Raw genomic sequence first — 14,458 nt, forward strand, 5'->3', positions numbered from 1 at the left:
CGACTAACGACTAACGACTAACGACTAACGACTAACGACTAACGACTAACGACTCACTTATGAAGCTTTTCAAGTCCGCTCGTATCGACGCCGTCGAGCATATGCTTCTCTTCTATCTCTTTGTCGTGGCGTTGCTGCTCGTAGAGTTTCTGCTGTTCGATACTCTGGTCGATCGATTTCTGTAGCGCCAGTTGTTCGCTTTTGCACTGTTTGAAACCGTCATCCCATCCTTCCTGGTATGTTTTGTCGTTGTCGTAACGGTTGATGTTTTTGGCAAATTGGGAGAACATGTCACCACCCGCTTTTTTGCCGCTGTTGCAGCCATCGTCGTAGCCGTCCGCATATGCCGGCGGATAACCTTTTTCGAGCATCGCCTGTTTTTCACTGGTGCATCCGGTCAGGCCCAGTGAGGCGCACAATGCAAACGAAAGCACCAAAATACTTTTTCTCATCGTGAAACATCCTTTCCGGCAAGATCACAATTGTTCATTGAAATTGATATAACTTAACCATGTAACTCTCATCATATCATTTTTCCATGACGAAATTCAAATAAACTCCTGTCCTTTATAAGAATAGGGTGGTATAATAGTAGCTTTTAAAATCACATAATTATGTAGGGGGAAACATGCTGTTCGAAGATGAAGAGGATATTTTTACGGGAGGATCGCCGAAAAAGAAATTTTTCGACATCGTCTACAATGCCAACCGCAATCTTGTGGAAAACGAACTCGACAAACTGGTCATGCGGCTCTGTATCGTCGAGACGATGCTCGAGGAAAAAATCGGCGAGGAGGCACTCGAACACGAGGTGAAGCAGCAGTCGATGCTGCCTTCGGAAGAGATCGAAGATTGCATGTTCAGCAAATATATCGAACTGACGGCGAACATTCTGACGCAGAATGAGTAGAATCCTGTTGGCTCTGGCCGCTGCGGTGACGCTCCTGTTCTCAGCAGGGGCGAACGATCCGAACGAGGGTTGGAGCCATTACGATACGTTCGCCTTGAAAAAGGATCAGATCCAGCATATTCAGATCAATGCGAACGAAAAGACGCATTGGCTCGCGTTTCGCTGGACGCTGTACAAAAACGGCGGACTGGTCATGCATGTCGTGTACGACGGGCACAGGTTCCAGCCGCTTCTTTACAGCGATTACAAACGCGATACGTTTCGTATCGATCTTTTTTCAAGGCCGGACGACGCCTCGCCGATGCAGTTCGAAACACCTTTCGCACTGTTGATTTTCAAAGCATTCGACGAGAAAAAGCGGGAAGCCCATATCGACATGAAAATCAGGAGCGACGAAGAGAGTGAAGTACTTTATCAAAAAGGGAAGTAGAGACGATGCTTGAAGCTGTTGAGTCGAAAATGCGGGAATACATTGGAGATTTGGAAAACGATGAGATCGCAGAACTTTTCGAGGCACTGCCACATGGAAAGCGGTTGCGTGCGAAACTGGTTCTGAAGGTGGCAAAAACGAGTGACGAGGCTGTAAAGCTGGCTGCCGTGATCGAGATGATCCATGCCGCGAGTCTGCTGCACGACGATGTGATCGACGATGCGATGACTCGACGGGGCGTCCCTTCGATGAACGCGACCGAAGGGAGCAAGCAGGCGATTATGATGGGCGATATTCTCTACTCCAAAGGTTTCGAAGAGCTGACGGCATTCGATCGCAGAATCGCAGCGACCGTGGCCCGTGCCGTTACACAGCTCAGTATCGGAGAATTGATGGATGTCAGGCTCTCGGACCGCTTCAATCCCGATATCGACGCCTATATGCAGATGATCTATCAGAAGACGGCAGCCTTGATCGAGGCGACTGCCGCATCGGCGGCACTGCTTGCAGGCAGAGACGAAAAGATTTACGGACTGTACGGAAAGAATCTCGGCATCGCATTCCAGATTATCGACGACATCCTCGATATCACCCAGACATCCGAGCAACTCGGCAAACCCGCGATGCACGACTTCGAAGAGGGCAAAACGACACTGCCCTACATCTATCTCTACGAAGCGCTGGATGAAGAGGGGAAAGAGCGGCTCGTTTCACTGCACAGGAAACAATTGAGTGATGAGGAGAAAGTTTGGATCACGACATCGATGGAAGAAACCGGGGCGCTTCGCAAAGCCTATCTCTATGCGAAGGAGCTTGGCGAAGAGGCGGTGGCACTGATGGAAGGCGAGGGCGAGACCTCGCTGGCAGAGATTGTCACGGCGATGATCGAGAGGAACTTCTGATGCAGTATGTCGTCGTGAGCTATTCGCACAAAAATACCGATATCGTTGTCCGAGAAAAACTGGCGTTTCCCGATGAGGAAGCCAAAAAAACAGCACTCGAATCGGTTCTTGCGATCCAGGGAGTCAATGAAGCGATTCTGCTCTCCACCTGTAACCGTGTCGAATTTATCGTCAGCACATCCAATCCATCCGCGGCACTCGGTGCGATTTTCATGGCGTTGCACCGCCACAGCGGGCTTACGGTCGAGGAGCTCGAAGGACGTGCTGATGTCTATGAAGACGAGGGTGCGGTGCATCATGTCTTTGCCGTCGCATCCTCCCTCGATTCGCTCGTCGTCGGTGAAACACAGATCGCCGGACAGCTCAAAGATGCCTTCCGATTTGCCTATGAGCACAACTACTGTTCGCAGAAACTGGCACGGGTGATCCATTTCGCCTTCAAATGCGCCGCGGAAGTGCGTAACAGCACCGATATCTCCAAAAGTCCCGTCTCGGTAGCGGGCGCCGCCGTGACGCAGGCCAAAGCGATTATGGGAGGGAATCTCGGAGGGTTCACGGGCCTTGTCGTGGGAGCGGGTGAAATGAGCCGTATCGTGGCGCAACATCTGGTTGCGAGCGGCTGTAATGTCATCATTTTCAATCGGTCGATGGAGAGCGCCAAAGCGATCGCCGAAGAGGTGGGCGAGCGTATCGATGTCGAACCGTTCCATGCACTGCCCGAGTACATCAACCGCTACCGGCTCCTTTTCACCGCCACCAGTGCAGCCCATACCATCATCAGCGACGAGATGGTGCAGCCGGCGACGTTCGATCGCCACTGGTTCGACCTTGCCGTTCCGCGGGATATCGATATCATCAGTGACAAAAGCGTCAATATCTATGCCGTCGACGACCTGCAGGCCATCGTCGACAGCAATCTTTCGATGCGCCAGGAACAGGCACGCAAAGCGTACGAAATCGTCGGGCGCTATACGATGGAGTTTTTCAAGTGGCTCCAGTCGATGATGATCGACCCGCTCATCAAGGAGATCCGTCTCAAAGCGAAAGAGGCGGCGCTGGCCGAGGTGGAGCGTGCCGTCAAAAAGGGATTCATCACGCCTGAATCGCGGGAAAACGTCGAAAGGCTCGTGCACAACTCGTTCAAAAAGTTTCTGCATGATCCGACTGTCCGTCTGCGAGCCGTCGCCGATCAACCGCGAGCCGATACGATCATCGAGGCGATCAAATATATTTTCGACACCGAAGCCGATGTCAAAATGGGTGACAAATACAAATGCGAGTTCATCATGAAGGATGACATTAAATAAGTGAACAGTGAATAGTGAATAGTGAATAGTGAAAAATTTCGGTGACCCGCGCTTTGCGCGGACCTTTTTTGATGAATGGGAGCGAGAGCGACCATCCGGCACTGTTCACTGTTCATTGTTCACTATTCATTGAAAAGGTACGATCGTGAAATTTTCCCAAATGCTTATTCCTACCCTCAAAGAGGCGCCGAAAGACGCCGTGCTTCCCAGCCACATCTATCTGGTGCGCGGGGGATTTGTCTATCAGGTGGCAAGCGGTATCTACGATTTTCTGCCATTGGGCAAAAAGGTGCTCGACAAGGTGCGTGCCATCGTCAAGGATGAACTCGATGCCGCGGGGTGCCAGGAGGTTCAGCTTGGTTTCGTTACGCCGGCGGATCTCTGGAAGAGGAGCGGGCGTTACGAGAAGTACGGGGCGGAGCTGTTGCGGTTCGAAGACCGCAAGGGTAACGAGTTCGTGCTGGGGCCGACTCACGAAGAGATGATGGTGGAGCTGGCGAAGCAATTCGTCAGCAGTTACAAGCAGCTGCCGATGAACCTCTACCAGATCAACCTCAAGTTCCGTGACGAGGCGCGTCCACGTTTCGGCCTGATGCGTGGGCGGGAATTTATCATGAAAGACGGTTACAGCTTTCACGCCGACCGGGAGGATATGGTGCGCGAATTCGAGCTGATGGAGGCGACCTACCGAAAAATCTTTACCCGTATGGGGCTCGATTTCCGGGTTGTCGAAGCTGACAGCGGCGCCATCGGCGGCGAAGGCAGCAAGGAATTCATGGTGCTTGCAGAGAGCGGAGAAGACACGATTGTCGTCTGCGAGGGGTGCGACTATGCCGCCAACATCGAAGCGGCCAAGCGCAAACAGCCGGAAGCCCCGGCCGAAGCACCCGAAGCGGAACTGAACCGTTTTCATACCCCCGGCATTACGAGCATCGGGGATCTGGCGAAATTTTTCTATGTTGACCCCTATTACCTGGTCAAAGCGGTGGCGAAAAAAGCGCTCTATGACGAAGGAAAGAGTGCGATCGTTCTCTTTTTCCTTCGCGGCAGCGACGAACTGCAGGAGGTCAAGGCGACCAATGCCGTCGGGGCGAACGAACTGGTCGATGCGACCGAAGAGGAGCTGGAAGCGGCGGGGCTCGTCCCGGGTTACATGGGGCCTGTCGATCTGGTTCGGAATATCGGTGCGATGGAGGGTTCTCCTCCGTTTCACGAAGAGAAGGCGCATCTGAACGTCCGGATGATTTTCGACGAGGGGCTCAAAGATGCGCGACAGATGATCTGCGGGGCCAACGAGAAGGATTACCACATCGTCGGTGCCGATCTGACAGTTCTAAAGGATCTGGAGTATGCCGATCTTGCGCAGACACAGGAGGGTGATGTCTGCCTGCAGTGTGGCGGAAAACTGGCCTATACCAAAGGGATCGAAGTGGGACACATCTTTCAGCTCGGTACGCGCTATTCCGAACCGCTTGGCGCGACCTTTCTCGATTCCAACGGCAAAACGAAACCTTTTGTTATGGGAACCTACGGCATCGGCGTCAGCCGCCTGCTCGCTGCCGTCATCGAACAGCATCATGATGAAAGAGGCTCCATATGGCCCGTCTCCGTTGCACCGTTCGAAGTGGTCGTCATCGTCGGCAATATCAAGGATGATGCCCAGAGAGAGGCAGGCGAGGCGATCTACGAGAAACTGTGCCAGGCGGGAGTGGATGCACTCCTCGACGACCGGACCGAGCGGTTCGGTTTCAAGATGAAGGATTTCGAGCTCATCGGCTTTCCATACGCCATCGTCGTCGGAAAGAAACTCGCAGACGGCCTGGTGGAGCTGGTCGATCGGCAGTCGCTCGAAAAAAGGGAATTGCCGATCGATGAGGCGGTACAGAAACTTCTGGAATATATGCAATGATCTATTTTCTCGTCTATCTCTTTTTAGAGATTCTCGTCTCGGTCGAAATCTCCTCCGCCATCGGGCCTTTTTGGACCTTCGTGGAGGTGATCGTCAGTGCCATCGCCGGTTTGCTTCTGTTAACGAACTTCCGTTATACTTTTTTCGAAAACATGCGGGCGATGACGGAGGGGGAGATCACCCCAGAAACGTTTCAAAACCAGAACATGGCGGCGCTCATCGGCGCGCTGCTTCTGATCGTCCCGGGCTTTTTAACCGATATCATCGGCATACTGCTGCAATTCGGGGTTTTCACCAATCTTCTGGCGACGAAAATTGCCCGGAAACAGCGAAAAAAGAGCAATATAGACACCAATCCATTCCAGGAAGGAGATACCGATGTCATCGATGTTGAAATCATTGATCATCATGATGATCGCAGGTAGTCTCGCCTTTGCAGGCGGCGACGGCGACGTGATCAACTATGTCAAAAACAAATTGAGCAGAAATCCCCAGGTCAAGATCAACGGTGCCGAGGTAGAGGACAAACTGCCGATCCCCGGCGTCAAGGGATGGTCTGCCTATATCATCGCCGTCGACATCAATCTGACGCGCGGCAAAGAGACACGGCGCATAAAATTCGAAGATATCCTTTTCGTCAGCAAAAACCTCATTACATCGGAGCTCGTCGACCGAAAAACGGGACGCGACGTTCGCTCCATGATCCAGCCGAAGATGCCCAAAGACATCTACAGTCAGGATCATCTGCTCTACGGCAATCCGAATGCGAAGCATAAAATCATCGTCTTTTCCGATCCGCTCTGCCCATTCTGCCGCATGTCCATTCCCGATCTGATGAAAGCGGCGAAAGAGCATCCCGACCGGATTGCACTCTACTACTACCATCTCCCCCTCTCGATCCATCCGGCGTCTGCAACACTGGTGCGCATCATGGAGGTGGCACAGAAGGATGGAAAAATGGATATCGTCGAAAAAATGTACCAGATCCCCATCGATTCAAATCTGAAAGACGAAAAGAAAATTCTCGGGATCGTGGCGGAAAGAGCCGGCTACAAACTTACGCCGGAGCAGATCCATCAGCCCTGGATCGACAAGAAACTCGCCAAAGACCGTATCGTGTCCAGAAAACTGCTCGTGACGGGAACGCCGACGATCTTTGCCGATGGCAAAAAAGATATTACACGCGAAAAATATAAAAAATTCATCAAAGAGAAATAGAGAAACAGACCATGGATAAACTGATTATTGCAACCCGGGGAAGTCAGCTTGCGATGTGGCAGGCGGAGTATGTGAAAGCCGAATTGGAGAAGAATTTTCCCGACATGACCATCGAATTTTCGGTCATTACCGCGACCGGCGACAAGATTCTGGACAAGCCGCTGGCACTCATCGGCGGCAAGGGGCTCTTCACAAAGGAGATCGAAGATGTGATGCTTGCCGGTAAGGCGCATCTGGCGGTTCACAGCCTGAAGGACGTTCCGACGGAACTGCCGAAAGGATTGCGCCTGGCCGCCATCACCAAACGCGACGATATCCGCGACGTCTTTCTTTCGCACAAGTATAAAACCATCGAGGATCTGCCCCACGGCGCCGTCGTCGGTACGACGAGCCTGCGCCGCCAGATGCAGCTGCGTGCCATCCGTCCGGATCTCATTATCAAAAACCTGCGCGGAAACGTCAATACCCGTCTCCGAAAACTGGCGGAGGGGCAGTACGACGCCATCATCCTCGCCTATGTGGGCATGAAGCGTCTGGGACTGCTCGAAAGCGTGCCGTACCACGATCCGATAAGCGACGACGTGATGATACCGCCGTCGGGCCAGGCGTCGCTCGGCATCGAGATCATCGATGACCCGGAAGTCGCGAAAATCGCCGAAACGCTCAACGACCCCGATTCGCAGCTGGCGTCGAAAATCGAGCGCGATTTCGTCGCGCGCCTCGAGGGAAGCTGCCAGGTGCCCATCGCCGTGAATGCGAAAGTGGGAAAAGAGAGTGTGCTGGGACGAGCGATGGTGGGACTGCCCGACGGTACGGAGATATTGCAGGAGACTCTGGAAGTGCCGAAAAACGAAGCCGAAGCCCTCGGTATCCGCATGGCCGACATCATGATCGAGAACGGTGCCAAGGAGCTGCTGGCACGCGCCGAAACGATGGCGTTCAAAGAGGAGCGCTGCGAACGCTTCTAAAAAACTCTCTTCCGGAAAAACCGGTTTTCATCCGGTTTTTCTCTTTCCACGCCATTTTTTCAGGAAATCTCACCAAGCAGCAGACTGTCGATCAACGTGTTTAGACGCGTGACGTGTCGCTCTTTTCCCTGCGTTTTTTCCAGGCATAGTCCGCAGGCAATCTTCAGCTCTTTTGCATACTGGGCGGACTGGCGTTTTTTAAGCAGTTTGAACCGTCTTTTGCATGTGGATGGAAAGGAGGGGTGGCATAGCGGCGAATCGGGTGACGCCTCTCTAATAAACCATTCGTGAATATGATACATCTGAAATCCATCCTAAAAATTACAATATGCGGTAACTATAACAAATAAAACCCGTTGAAATGGTTGATTTTCATCAAAGTTATGAATAGAATCCATCTATTCCCAGTAAGTTGGAGTGGTACACAAAGTATTCGATGCCGAGGCGGAAAGTGCAGGGTGTAGCTGCGAAGCTATGTTCAGGCCTTTTCAACGAAGCCGGTGTATACTTTGTATGGTATGTCCGATCAGGCCAGGGTGTTTTGTCCCGATTCGTCGTTGGGACTTCACATGTGGCTTTGGCCGCACCGTCGTCGAACCGTCTCGACTCGTAACAAAATTGTCGCTGTTGGCGCCCATAGGGATTTTTGAGATGGGTTCTATAAAAAATATATTACAATTGAGAGTTATATATGCGAAAGAGGGAAAGGACCCCCATGCAGACTACACCTTTGAATAGCAAAACGATCGATCACCGCTGCAATCCAGACATTTTCAAATTCAAGACGACCGATGAGATTGAAGCTGAATTTGCACCACTTGGGCAGGAGAGAGCCATCCGGTCGCTGGGGTTCGAGCCCGTTTCCGCCGCCAATCGGTACAACGTCTATGTCATGGGGCCCGGCGGGCTGGGGAAACATGAAATCGTCGAGAAGATATTACAGGAGAGAGCGGAGAGGAAAAAAATTCCCAATGATCTCTGCTATGTCAACAATTTCGCCGAGCCGAACAAACCCATTGCCATCGAGCTGAAAGCGGGTGTCGCCAAAGCTTTCAAAAACGACATCGACAAACTGGTCGAGACATTGAAAAACGCCATTCCCGCAGCGTTCGAAAGCGACGCATACCACGCACAGCGAAAGATGATCAACGATGCGTTCAAGACACGAAGCGAGGAGGTCTCCAAGCAGATTGAAGAGGAGGCGAAGACGATGGGCATGGCGATGGTCAGGGCACCGGGAGGCATCATGTTCGTTCCCCGCAAGGAGGACGGGGAACTGATGACGCCCAAAGAGTTCCATGCCCTTCCGGAGGAGGTCCGCGAAGAGATGGAGAAGCGTGTGGATCTGCTCAACGAGCATTTGAACGAAGCGACACGTGCGCTGATGCTTTTCCGCAAAGAGCTTTTCGAAAAGATCAAGAAACTCAACATCGAAACGACAAAAATGGTGGCGGGGGATATGATCGAGGCGATCAAGGAGGCCTACAAGGAGTACGGAACAGTGCAGAGATATCTCGATGCTTTCGAAAAAGATGTCGTGGAGAATGTGGAGGATTTTCTCTTCAAGGAGGAGCAGGGGGGTGCGGTTCCTCCGGCATTTACGTCGCTCTTTCGCCCCTCGTTCAAACGGTACGAAGTCAATATACTCGTAAGCCGAAACGATCGGGATGGTGCACCCGTCGTCTACGAGGACAACCCGACTTACGAAAATATTGTCGGGCGGATCGAGCATATCGCCCAGATGGGTATGCTGATTACCGATTTTACGCTGATCCGTCCGGGGGCTCTGCACAAAGCTCGGGGCGGATATCTGGTCCTCGACGTGCGGAAAGTGCTGACCGAACCGTTCGCGTGGGAGTCGCTGAAGCGTGCTCTGATGTCGGAAGAGATCAAAATCGTTCCGAAAGAGCGGATGATCGGTCTTATCAGCACGGTGACACTGGAGCCGGAGCCCGTGCCGCTGGATATCAGAGTGGTATTGGTGGGTAGCCGGATCCTCTACTATCTGCTCTACAATCTCGACAGCGATTTCAAAGGACTCTTCAATATCAATGCCGATTTCAACGAAGTCTACGACAAGGACGAGAAGACACTCCGGCTCTACGCGTCTCTGATCGCTTCGATCGCCAGGAAACAGAATCTTCGTCCGCTTACGAGAGCGGGGGTTGCGAGAAGCATCGATTACAGTTCCCGCCTCGCCGAAGATTCCAAAAAGCTTTCGCTGGAGATCAAGACGGTCAAAAACATGATCGAGCAGGCCGACTACTTCGCGCAGGAGCGGGGAAGCGACGTCATCGACGACACCGATGTCGAAACGGCGATCGAAGAGATGGAGTATCGCAGCGGACGAATCAGGGAGAGGATACTGGAAGAGTTCGAACGCGGCATTCTGAAGATCGATACAGAGGGGAAAAAGATCGGACAGGTGAACGGTTTGAGCATCATCGACCTGGGTGAAATATTTTTCGGTAAACCGGTCCGAATCACGGCGGTGGCCAGAGTCGGAAAAGGGGAGGTTATCGATATCGAAAAGGAGTCCGAACTGGGCGGAAAGATCTTTTCGAAAAGCATCATGATCATTACCGGTTTTCTGAAAGGGCGTTACATGCTTGACAAACCGCTGACGCTGACAGCCTCGCTGGTCTTCGAGCAGAGTTACAGCGGCGTCGAGGGCGACAGTGCATCGCTGGCTGAAACCTGTGCGCTGCTTTCGGCGATCGCACAGGTTCCGATAAAGCAGAATATTGCGATAACCGGCTCGATGAGTCAGAAGGGCGATGCCCAGGCGATCGGCGGTGTCAATGAAAAGATCGAAGGGTTTTTCGAAGTCTGCAAGCTCAAAGGTTTGACAGGCGATCAGGGTGTTATCATTCCCAAATCGAACATCGATCATCTGATGCTCAAACAGGAGGTGTTGGATGCGATCGAACGGGGAGAGTTTCATCTTTACGCCGTCGAGAATATCGATGAAACGATCGAGATTTTTACCGATATGCCTGCCGGAAAACGGGGAAAAGACGGGAAATTTCCGAAAGAGAGTTTCAACTATCTGGTCGAAGAGAAACTGATCGATTTCGTCAACAAAGCCAAAGAGCTGATGCGCGGAAGCGGAAAATAGGAAGGAAAGGGGAATCATGGCAAGTATGCAGGCGTGGTTGGAGAGACTGGAGAGAGAAGGGGATCTGAAAATCATCGAAGAGCCGTGCGACGTGAATCTGGAGATCGCACATGCGGCCTATGTGGAAGTGAAGAAGCCCGACAGCAAAGTGTTGCTTTTTAAACGACCGGTTAACCGCGAAAAGGGGATCGAGTACGAGATGCCGGTCGTAATGAATATGTTCGCGAGTTTCGATATTACCGAGAAGATTTTCGGGCGTCATCCCGATGCGATCGCCGATGAGATCGAAGAGCTGATGCATATGAAACCACCGCAGGGGTTCATGGAGAAACTGGCCCTGCTGCCCAAACTCTTCGCCCTGAAAAATGTCTTTCCGAAACATCTGAAACAGAAAGGGCTTTGCCAGCAGATCGTCAAAACGGCGTCACAGGTCGATCTGGATGAATTGCCGATCCTGAAAACATGGAGCGAAGATGGTGGACCCTTTGTCACGATGGGACAGGTCTATACCCGTTCGCTTGACGGTACGATGCAGAATCTGGGGATGTACCGGCTGCAGCAATACGACAAAACCCGTCTCGGGATGCACTGGCAGATCCACAAAGACGCCAGCCACTTCTTCGACCAGTACAAGGAGGCGGGGAAAAAGATGCCCGTCACCGTGGCCATCGGAGGCGATCCGCTCTATATCTGGTGTGGACAGGCACCGTTGCCTTATGGGATTTTCGAACTTTTGCTCTATGGTTTCGTGCGGGGCGAACCGGCGAGACTCGTCAAATCGGTCACCAACGATATCTGGATTCCCGAAGACGCCGATATCGTGATCGAGGGGGAGGTGGACCCGAACGAGATGGTGATCGAGGGGCCATTCGGTGACCATACCGGCTACTACACGCTCAAAGAGCCGTATCCCGTCATGGATGTGACGGCAATTACGATGAAGGAGAACCCGGTCTATCAGGCCACCGTCGTCGGCAAGCCGCCGCTGGAGGACAAGTTCATGGGGTGGGGAACCGAGCGTATCTTCCTGCCGCTGCTCAAAACTACGGCGCCCGATCTCATCGATTACCACATGCCGGAGAATGGCGTCTTTCACAACCTGATTCTGGCGCAGATGGAGACCCATTACAAAGGGCATGCAAAACAGTTCATGCATGCCTTCTGGGGTGTGGGGCAGATGAGTTTCGTCAAGCATGCCATATTCGTCGGGAAAGATGCGCCGAAGCTGACCGATTACGAAACGGTTACCGAGCACATTTTAAACCGTGTCGACCCGAAAAACATCCTGATTACCGAAGGGATCGTCGACGCGCTCGACCACAGCAGCCCCGAAACGCTGGTCGGCGGCAAGCTGGGACTGGATTGTACCGGAGAGGAGGTCGAACACGGCGTGGCGGAGCCGATCGACGACGCGAAACTTCTCGAAACGCTCCGGGTGATCGACGGCAATGTCGCTGGTGTGAAACAGTACGGTGCCCACACCAAAAATCCGGTCTGCGTGGTCGCCTACAGGAAAGAGCGCTGTGTCCAGTCGTTTTTCGACGATATCGAAGGGCTCGAGAGGCATCTGAAGATCGTGGTCGTGGTCGACGCGTCATGCAACGATATCGAAAATCCCTATATGCTGGTATGGCGTGTCGCGAATAACATCGATGCCCAGCGCGATGTCCGTACGGCGCCTTTTATCATGCTCGATGCCAGCGACAAGAACGAGTTGGACGGCTATACGAGAGAGTGGCCGGGTGATGTGTTCTGTGACGAAGAGGTGCTGAAAAGTCTGAAGGATAGAGGTATCATCGATTTCGACGAGGCTTTCGCGAAACGTTTCTACCTTTGAGATACCGTCTCGGGAGATTCGATCCAGCGGATGATCTCCCGAACGATCGTGTCGGATATCTCGTTGAAAGCGGCAACACCACCCTCGGCATTGTCGGATGGTGCCGGAATTTCCGTTTCGAAAAGCTTTGTTGCCAGGATATCTCTTGAACGGTTGTCCAAGAGTGTCGCCATGAGCGACACACGGGCTTTCGAAGGTTTTCCCTGTGTGAAATCCTGAATGAACTCGAGAACCGTGATCTCCAGTCGATAATCGGCCATACTGCCGCTGACGCTTCCCAGCACGGTATGGGCGACATTTGCCTTTTTCAACGCCAGAAGCAGTTTGTTTTCCAGTAATGTATTGACGGGTTCATACCAGCGACTGTAGCTATAGGGCTGCTGCCGATGGTTGACGTCGAGATAGAAGATATTGGAACTGTTGGTCAGGCGTGTCGGATGAACCATCACGATTTTCAGTGCATCGAACCGGGGCGTCTGCAGTACCAGTTCCTGCAGGTCGGGTGTTCCCGTGTCGATCGTATAGTAGTGGGTTGCCGGTACCTTTTTGGTGGCGCATCCGCCGAATCCCAGTGCCATAAGTACAATAATTGCCCATTTCATCGTTTTCCTTCCCGTCATGGTCTTTCTCCCGGCCCCAGCAGTGGTTCGGACTCTTTGAAAAAGATGTCGCTCGGACTGTTTTTGAACATCAGTGAATCTTCCTGGAGCTGATATACCAGGGATTGGGCTGATCGAAGAAGATTGTTGGTCTCCGCCAGAGTCTGCTGAAGAATGAGACGGAGATCGAAATCGCCCGCTTCGATTCGGCTGGAAAGGAGTTCGCTCAAATCCCTGACCGAATCGGCACTCTCTCTGATGGAGATCATCGTTCGGTTTCCTTCGAAGCGGAGAGTGTCGGCCGTCGATCTAAGGGAGTCGCTCGTTTCATAGAATGTTTGGAGTTTTTTGGAGGCTTCCGCCAGATTCGCGAGCAGTGTCTGGAGATGCTGTGCATTCTTCTCATTCAGCATCGCTTCGAGGCTGCGGCTTGATGCTTCGAGATTGGCGGTGGTCTGCTGGATATTCCGTATGAAACGGTCATCGAGTATTCTGTCGATTTTGTCGAAGGCATTGGCCATATTTACAGCGACTTCCGGCAGTGCATCGCCGAGTTTGTTCAGTGCGGAAGGTTTCGACGGGATGACCGGAATTTTTCCATCTTCTGTTTCGATCGGTTTTGCATCGTTCTTACCGCCTGTAATTTCCACATAGGCGATTCCGGTAATGCCTTCGAGTTTCAACTGGGTGTACATGCTTTTAAGAATAATGAAATCGGCTGGTATCCTGAGTTTCAGACGTACGCGGGTTGGGTCTTTGGAGTCGACGGTGATCTCTTTGACCTTGCCGATTTCGACACCCATGTATTTGACCGCACCATCTTTCGGAAGACCGGATACGGATTCTGCCATATAGGTGTAGTAGTATTTATACTCTTTTTTCTTTTCGTTGATCTTTCCCATCCAGAGTGCGAAAAAGACGGCTCCCGCGCTTAGCAGTAGAACAAAGAGACCGACGATGACATAATTGGCTCTGCTTTCCATTTTATAACTCCTGATACGCCGAAGAAGCGAAGCTCCTTCGGCTACGATAACTCTGCGTTCGCTTCAGCAGCGGGCTCACGCGCAGATGAACCGCGCTTGAACTATAAAACTCCTGACATACAAAAGATATATTATAGCTCCTTCTGCTACGATGTCCGGACGTATCGCCATGCTTTCGCATAAGGCGATCGTCATGTGAAGCTACCAATGAGAAGCCGTTCTCATCGGCTTGACGCTTCTCCCTCTGCGTTCGCTTCAGCAGCGGGCTCACGCGCAG

The 14,458-nt window shown here is 52.3% G+C and carries 14 protein-coding genes; 10 read left to right on the plus strand and 4 right to left on the minus strand.

Features of this window, described 5'->3' with window-relative positions; genetic code table 11:
* Positions 1–53: 53 nt before the first annotated feature.
* A complete protein-coding gene (locus Q1K24_RS06430; protein ID WP_300367697.1) occupies positions 54–452 on the minus strand; it encodes a hypothetical protein in 399 nt (132 codons plus the stop codon).
* Positions 453–628: 176 nt separating this feature from the next.
* Here Q1K24_RS06430 and Q1K24_RS06435 point away from each other — a divergent pair, with 176 nt between their 5' ends.
* The 8 genes from Q1K24_RS06435 to hemC all read left to right on the plus strand — a co-directional run bounded on the left by Q1K24_RS06435 (position 629) and on the right by hemC (position 7,644).
* A complete protein-coding gene (locus Q1K24_RS06435) occupies positions 629–910 on the plus strand; it encodes a DUF2018 family protein (protein ID WP_300367700.1) in 282 nt (93 codons plus the stop codon).
* Complete coding sequence (locus Q1K24_RS06440; protein ID WP_300367703.1) at positions 903–1,340, plus strand: hypothetical protein; 438 nt, start codon at positions 903–905, stop codon at positions 1,338–1,340. The genes Q1K24_RS06435 and Q1K24_RS06440 overlap by 8 nt, the downstream gene beginning before the upstream one ends.
* A 5-nt stretch (positions 1,341–1,345) precedes the next feature.
* Positions 1,346–2,242 carry a polyprenyl synthetase family protein gene (locus Q1K24_RS06445; RefSeq protein WP_300367707.1) on the plus strand — a complete coding sequence of 299 codons (897 nt, stop codon included), beginning with the start codon at positions 1,346–1,348 and terminating at the stop codon, positions 2,240–2,242.
* A complete protein-coding gene (hemA, locus tag Q1K24_RS06450) occupies positions 2,242–3,549 on the plus strand; it encodes a glutamyl-tRNA reductase (protein WP_300367710.1) in 1,308 nt (435 codons plus the stop codon). The genes Q1K24_RS06445 and hemA overlap by 1 nt, the downstream gene beginning before the upstream one ends.
* A gap of 145 nt (positions 3,550–3,694) precedes the next feature.
* Positions 3,695–5,458 carry a proline--tRNA ligase gene (locus Q1K24_RS06455; RefSeq protein WP_300367713.1) on the plus strand — a complete coding sequence of 588 codons (1,764 nt, stop codon included), beginning with the start codon at positions 3,695–3,697 and terminating at the stop codon, positions 5,456–5,458.
* Positions 5,455–5,883: an FxsA family protein gene (locus tag Q1K24_RS06460; protein WP_300367716.1), complete on the plus strand. Its 429-nt coding sequence runs from the start codon at positions 5,455–5,457 to the stop codon at positions 5,881–5,883. The genes Q1K24_RS06455 and Q1K24_RS06460 overlap by 4 nt, the downstream gene beginning before the upstream one ends.
* Positions 5,837–6,676: a thioredoxin domain-containing protein gene (locus Q1K24_RS06465; protein WP_300367719.1), complete on the plus strand. Its 840-nt coding sequence runs from the start codon at positions 5,837–5,839 to the stop codon at positions 6,674–6,676. The genes Q1K24_RS06460 and Q1K24_RS06465 overlap by 47 nt, the downstream gene beginning before the upstream one ends.
* A gap of 11 nt (positions 6,677–6,687) precedes the next feature.
* A complete protein-coding gene (gene hemC / locus Q1K24_RS06470) occupies positions 6,688–7,644 on the plus strand; it encodes a hydroxymethylbilane synthase (RefSeq protein WP_300367722.1) in 957 nt (318 codons plus the stop codon).
* Between the two features lie 59 nt (positions 7,645–7,703).
* Here hemC and Q1K24_RS06475 read toward each other — a convergent pair whose 3' ends face one another.
* Positions 7,704–7,946 carry a hypothetical protein gene (locus Q1K24_RS06475; RefSeq protein WP_300367725.1) on the minus strand — a complete coding sequence of 81 codons (243 nt, stop codon included), beginning with the start codon at positions 7,944–7,946 and terminating at the stop codon, positions 7,704–7,706.
* Positions 7,947–8,359: 413 nt separating this feature from the next.
* Here Q1K24_RS06475 and Q1K24_RS06480 point away from each other — a divergent pair, with 413 nt between their 5' ends.
* Together Q1K24_RS06480 and Q1K24_RS06485 are read left to right on the plus strand one after the other, a co-directional pair.
* Complete coding sequence (locus tag Q1K24_RS06480; RefSeq protein ID WP_300367728.1) at positions 8,360–10,762, plus strand: Lon protease family protein; 2,403 nt, start codon at positions 8,360–8,362, stop codon at positions 10,760–10,762.
* Positions 10,763–10,787: 25 nt separating this feature from the next.
* Positions 10,788–12,599 (plus strand): menaquinone biosynthesis decarboxylase, encoded by a 1,812-nt coding sequence (locus Q1K24_RS06485; RefSeq protein WP_300367737.1) that lies wholly within the window; start codon positions 10,788–10,790, stop codon positions 12,597–12,599.
* Here the strand turns inward: Q1K24_RS06485 and Q1K24_RS06490 are convergent.
* Positions 12,590–13,201: an ABC-type transport auxiliary lipoprotein family protein gene (locus Q1K24_RS06490; RefSeq protein WP_300367731.1), complete on the minus strand. Its 612-nt coding sequence runs from the start codon at positions 13,199–13,201 to the stop codon at positions 12,590–12,592. The two genes, Q1K24_RS06485 and Q1K24_RS06490, sit on opposite strands and share 10 nt — an antisense overlap.
* Before the next feature lie 14 nt (positions 13,202–13,215).
* Positions 13,216–14,181 (minus strand): MlaD family protein, encoded by a 966-nt coding sequence (locus Q1K24_RS06495; RefSeq protein ID WP_300367734.1) that lies wholly within the window; start codon positions 14,179–14,181, stop codon positions 13,216–13,218.
* Between the last annotated feature and the right edge of the window lie 277 nt (positions 14,182–14,458).

Source organism: Hydrogenimonas sp., from assembly GCF_029932565.1.
Taxonomy (GTDB): domain Bacteria; phylum Campylobacterota; class Campylobacteria; order Campylobacterales; family Hydrogenimonadaceae; genus Hydrogenimonas.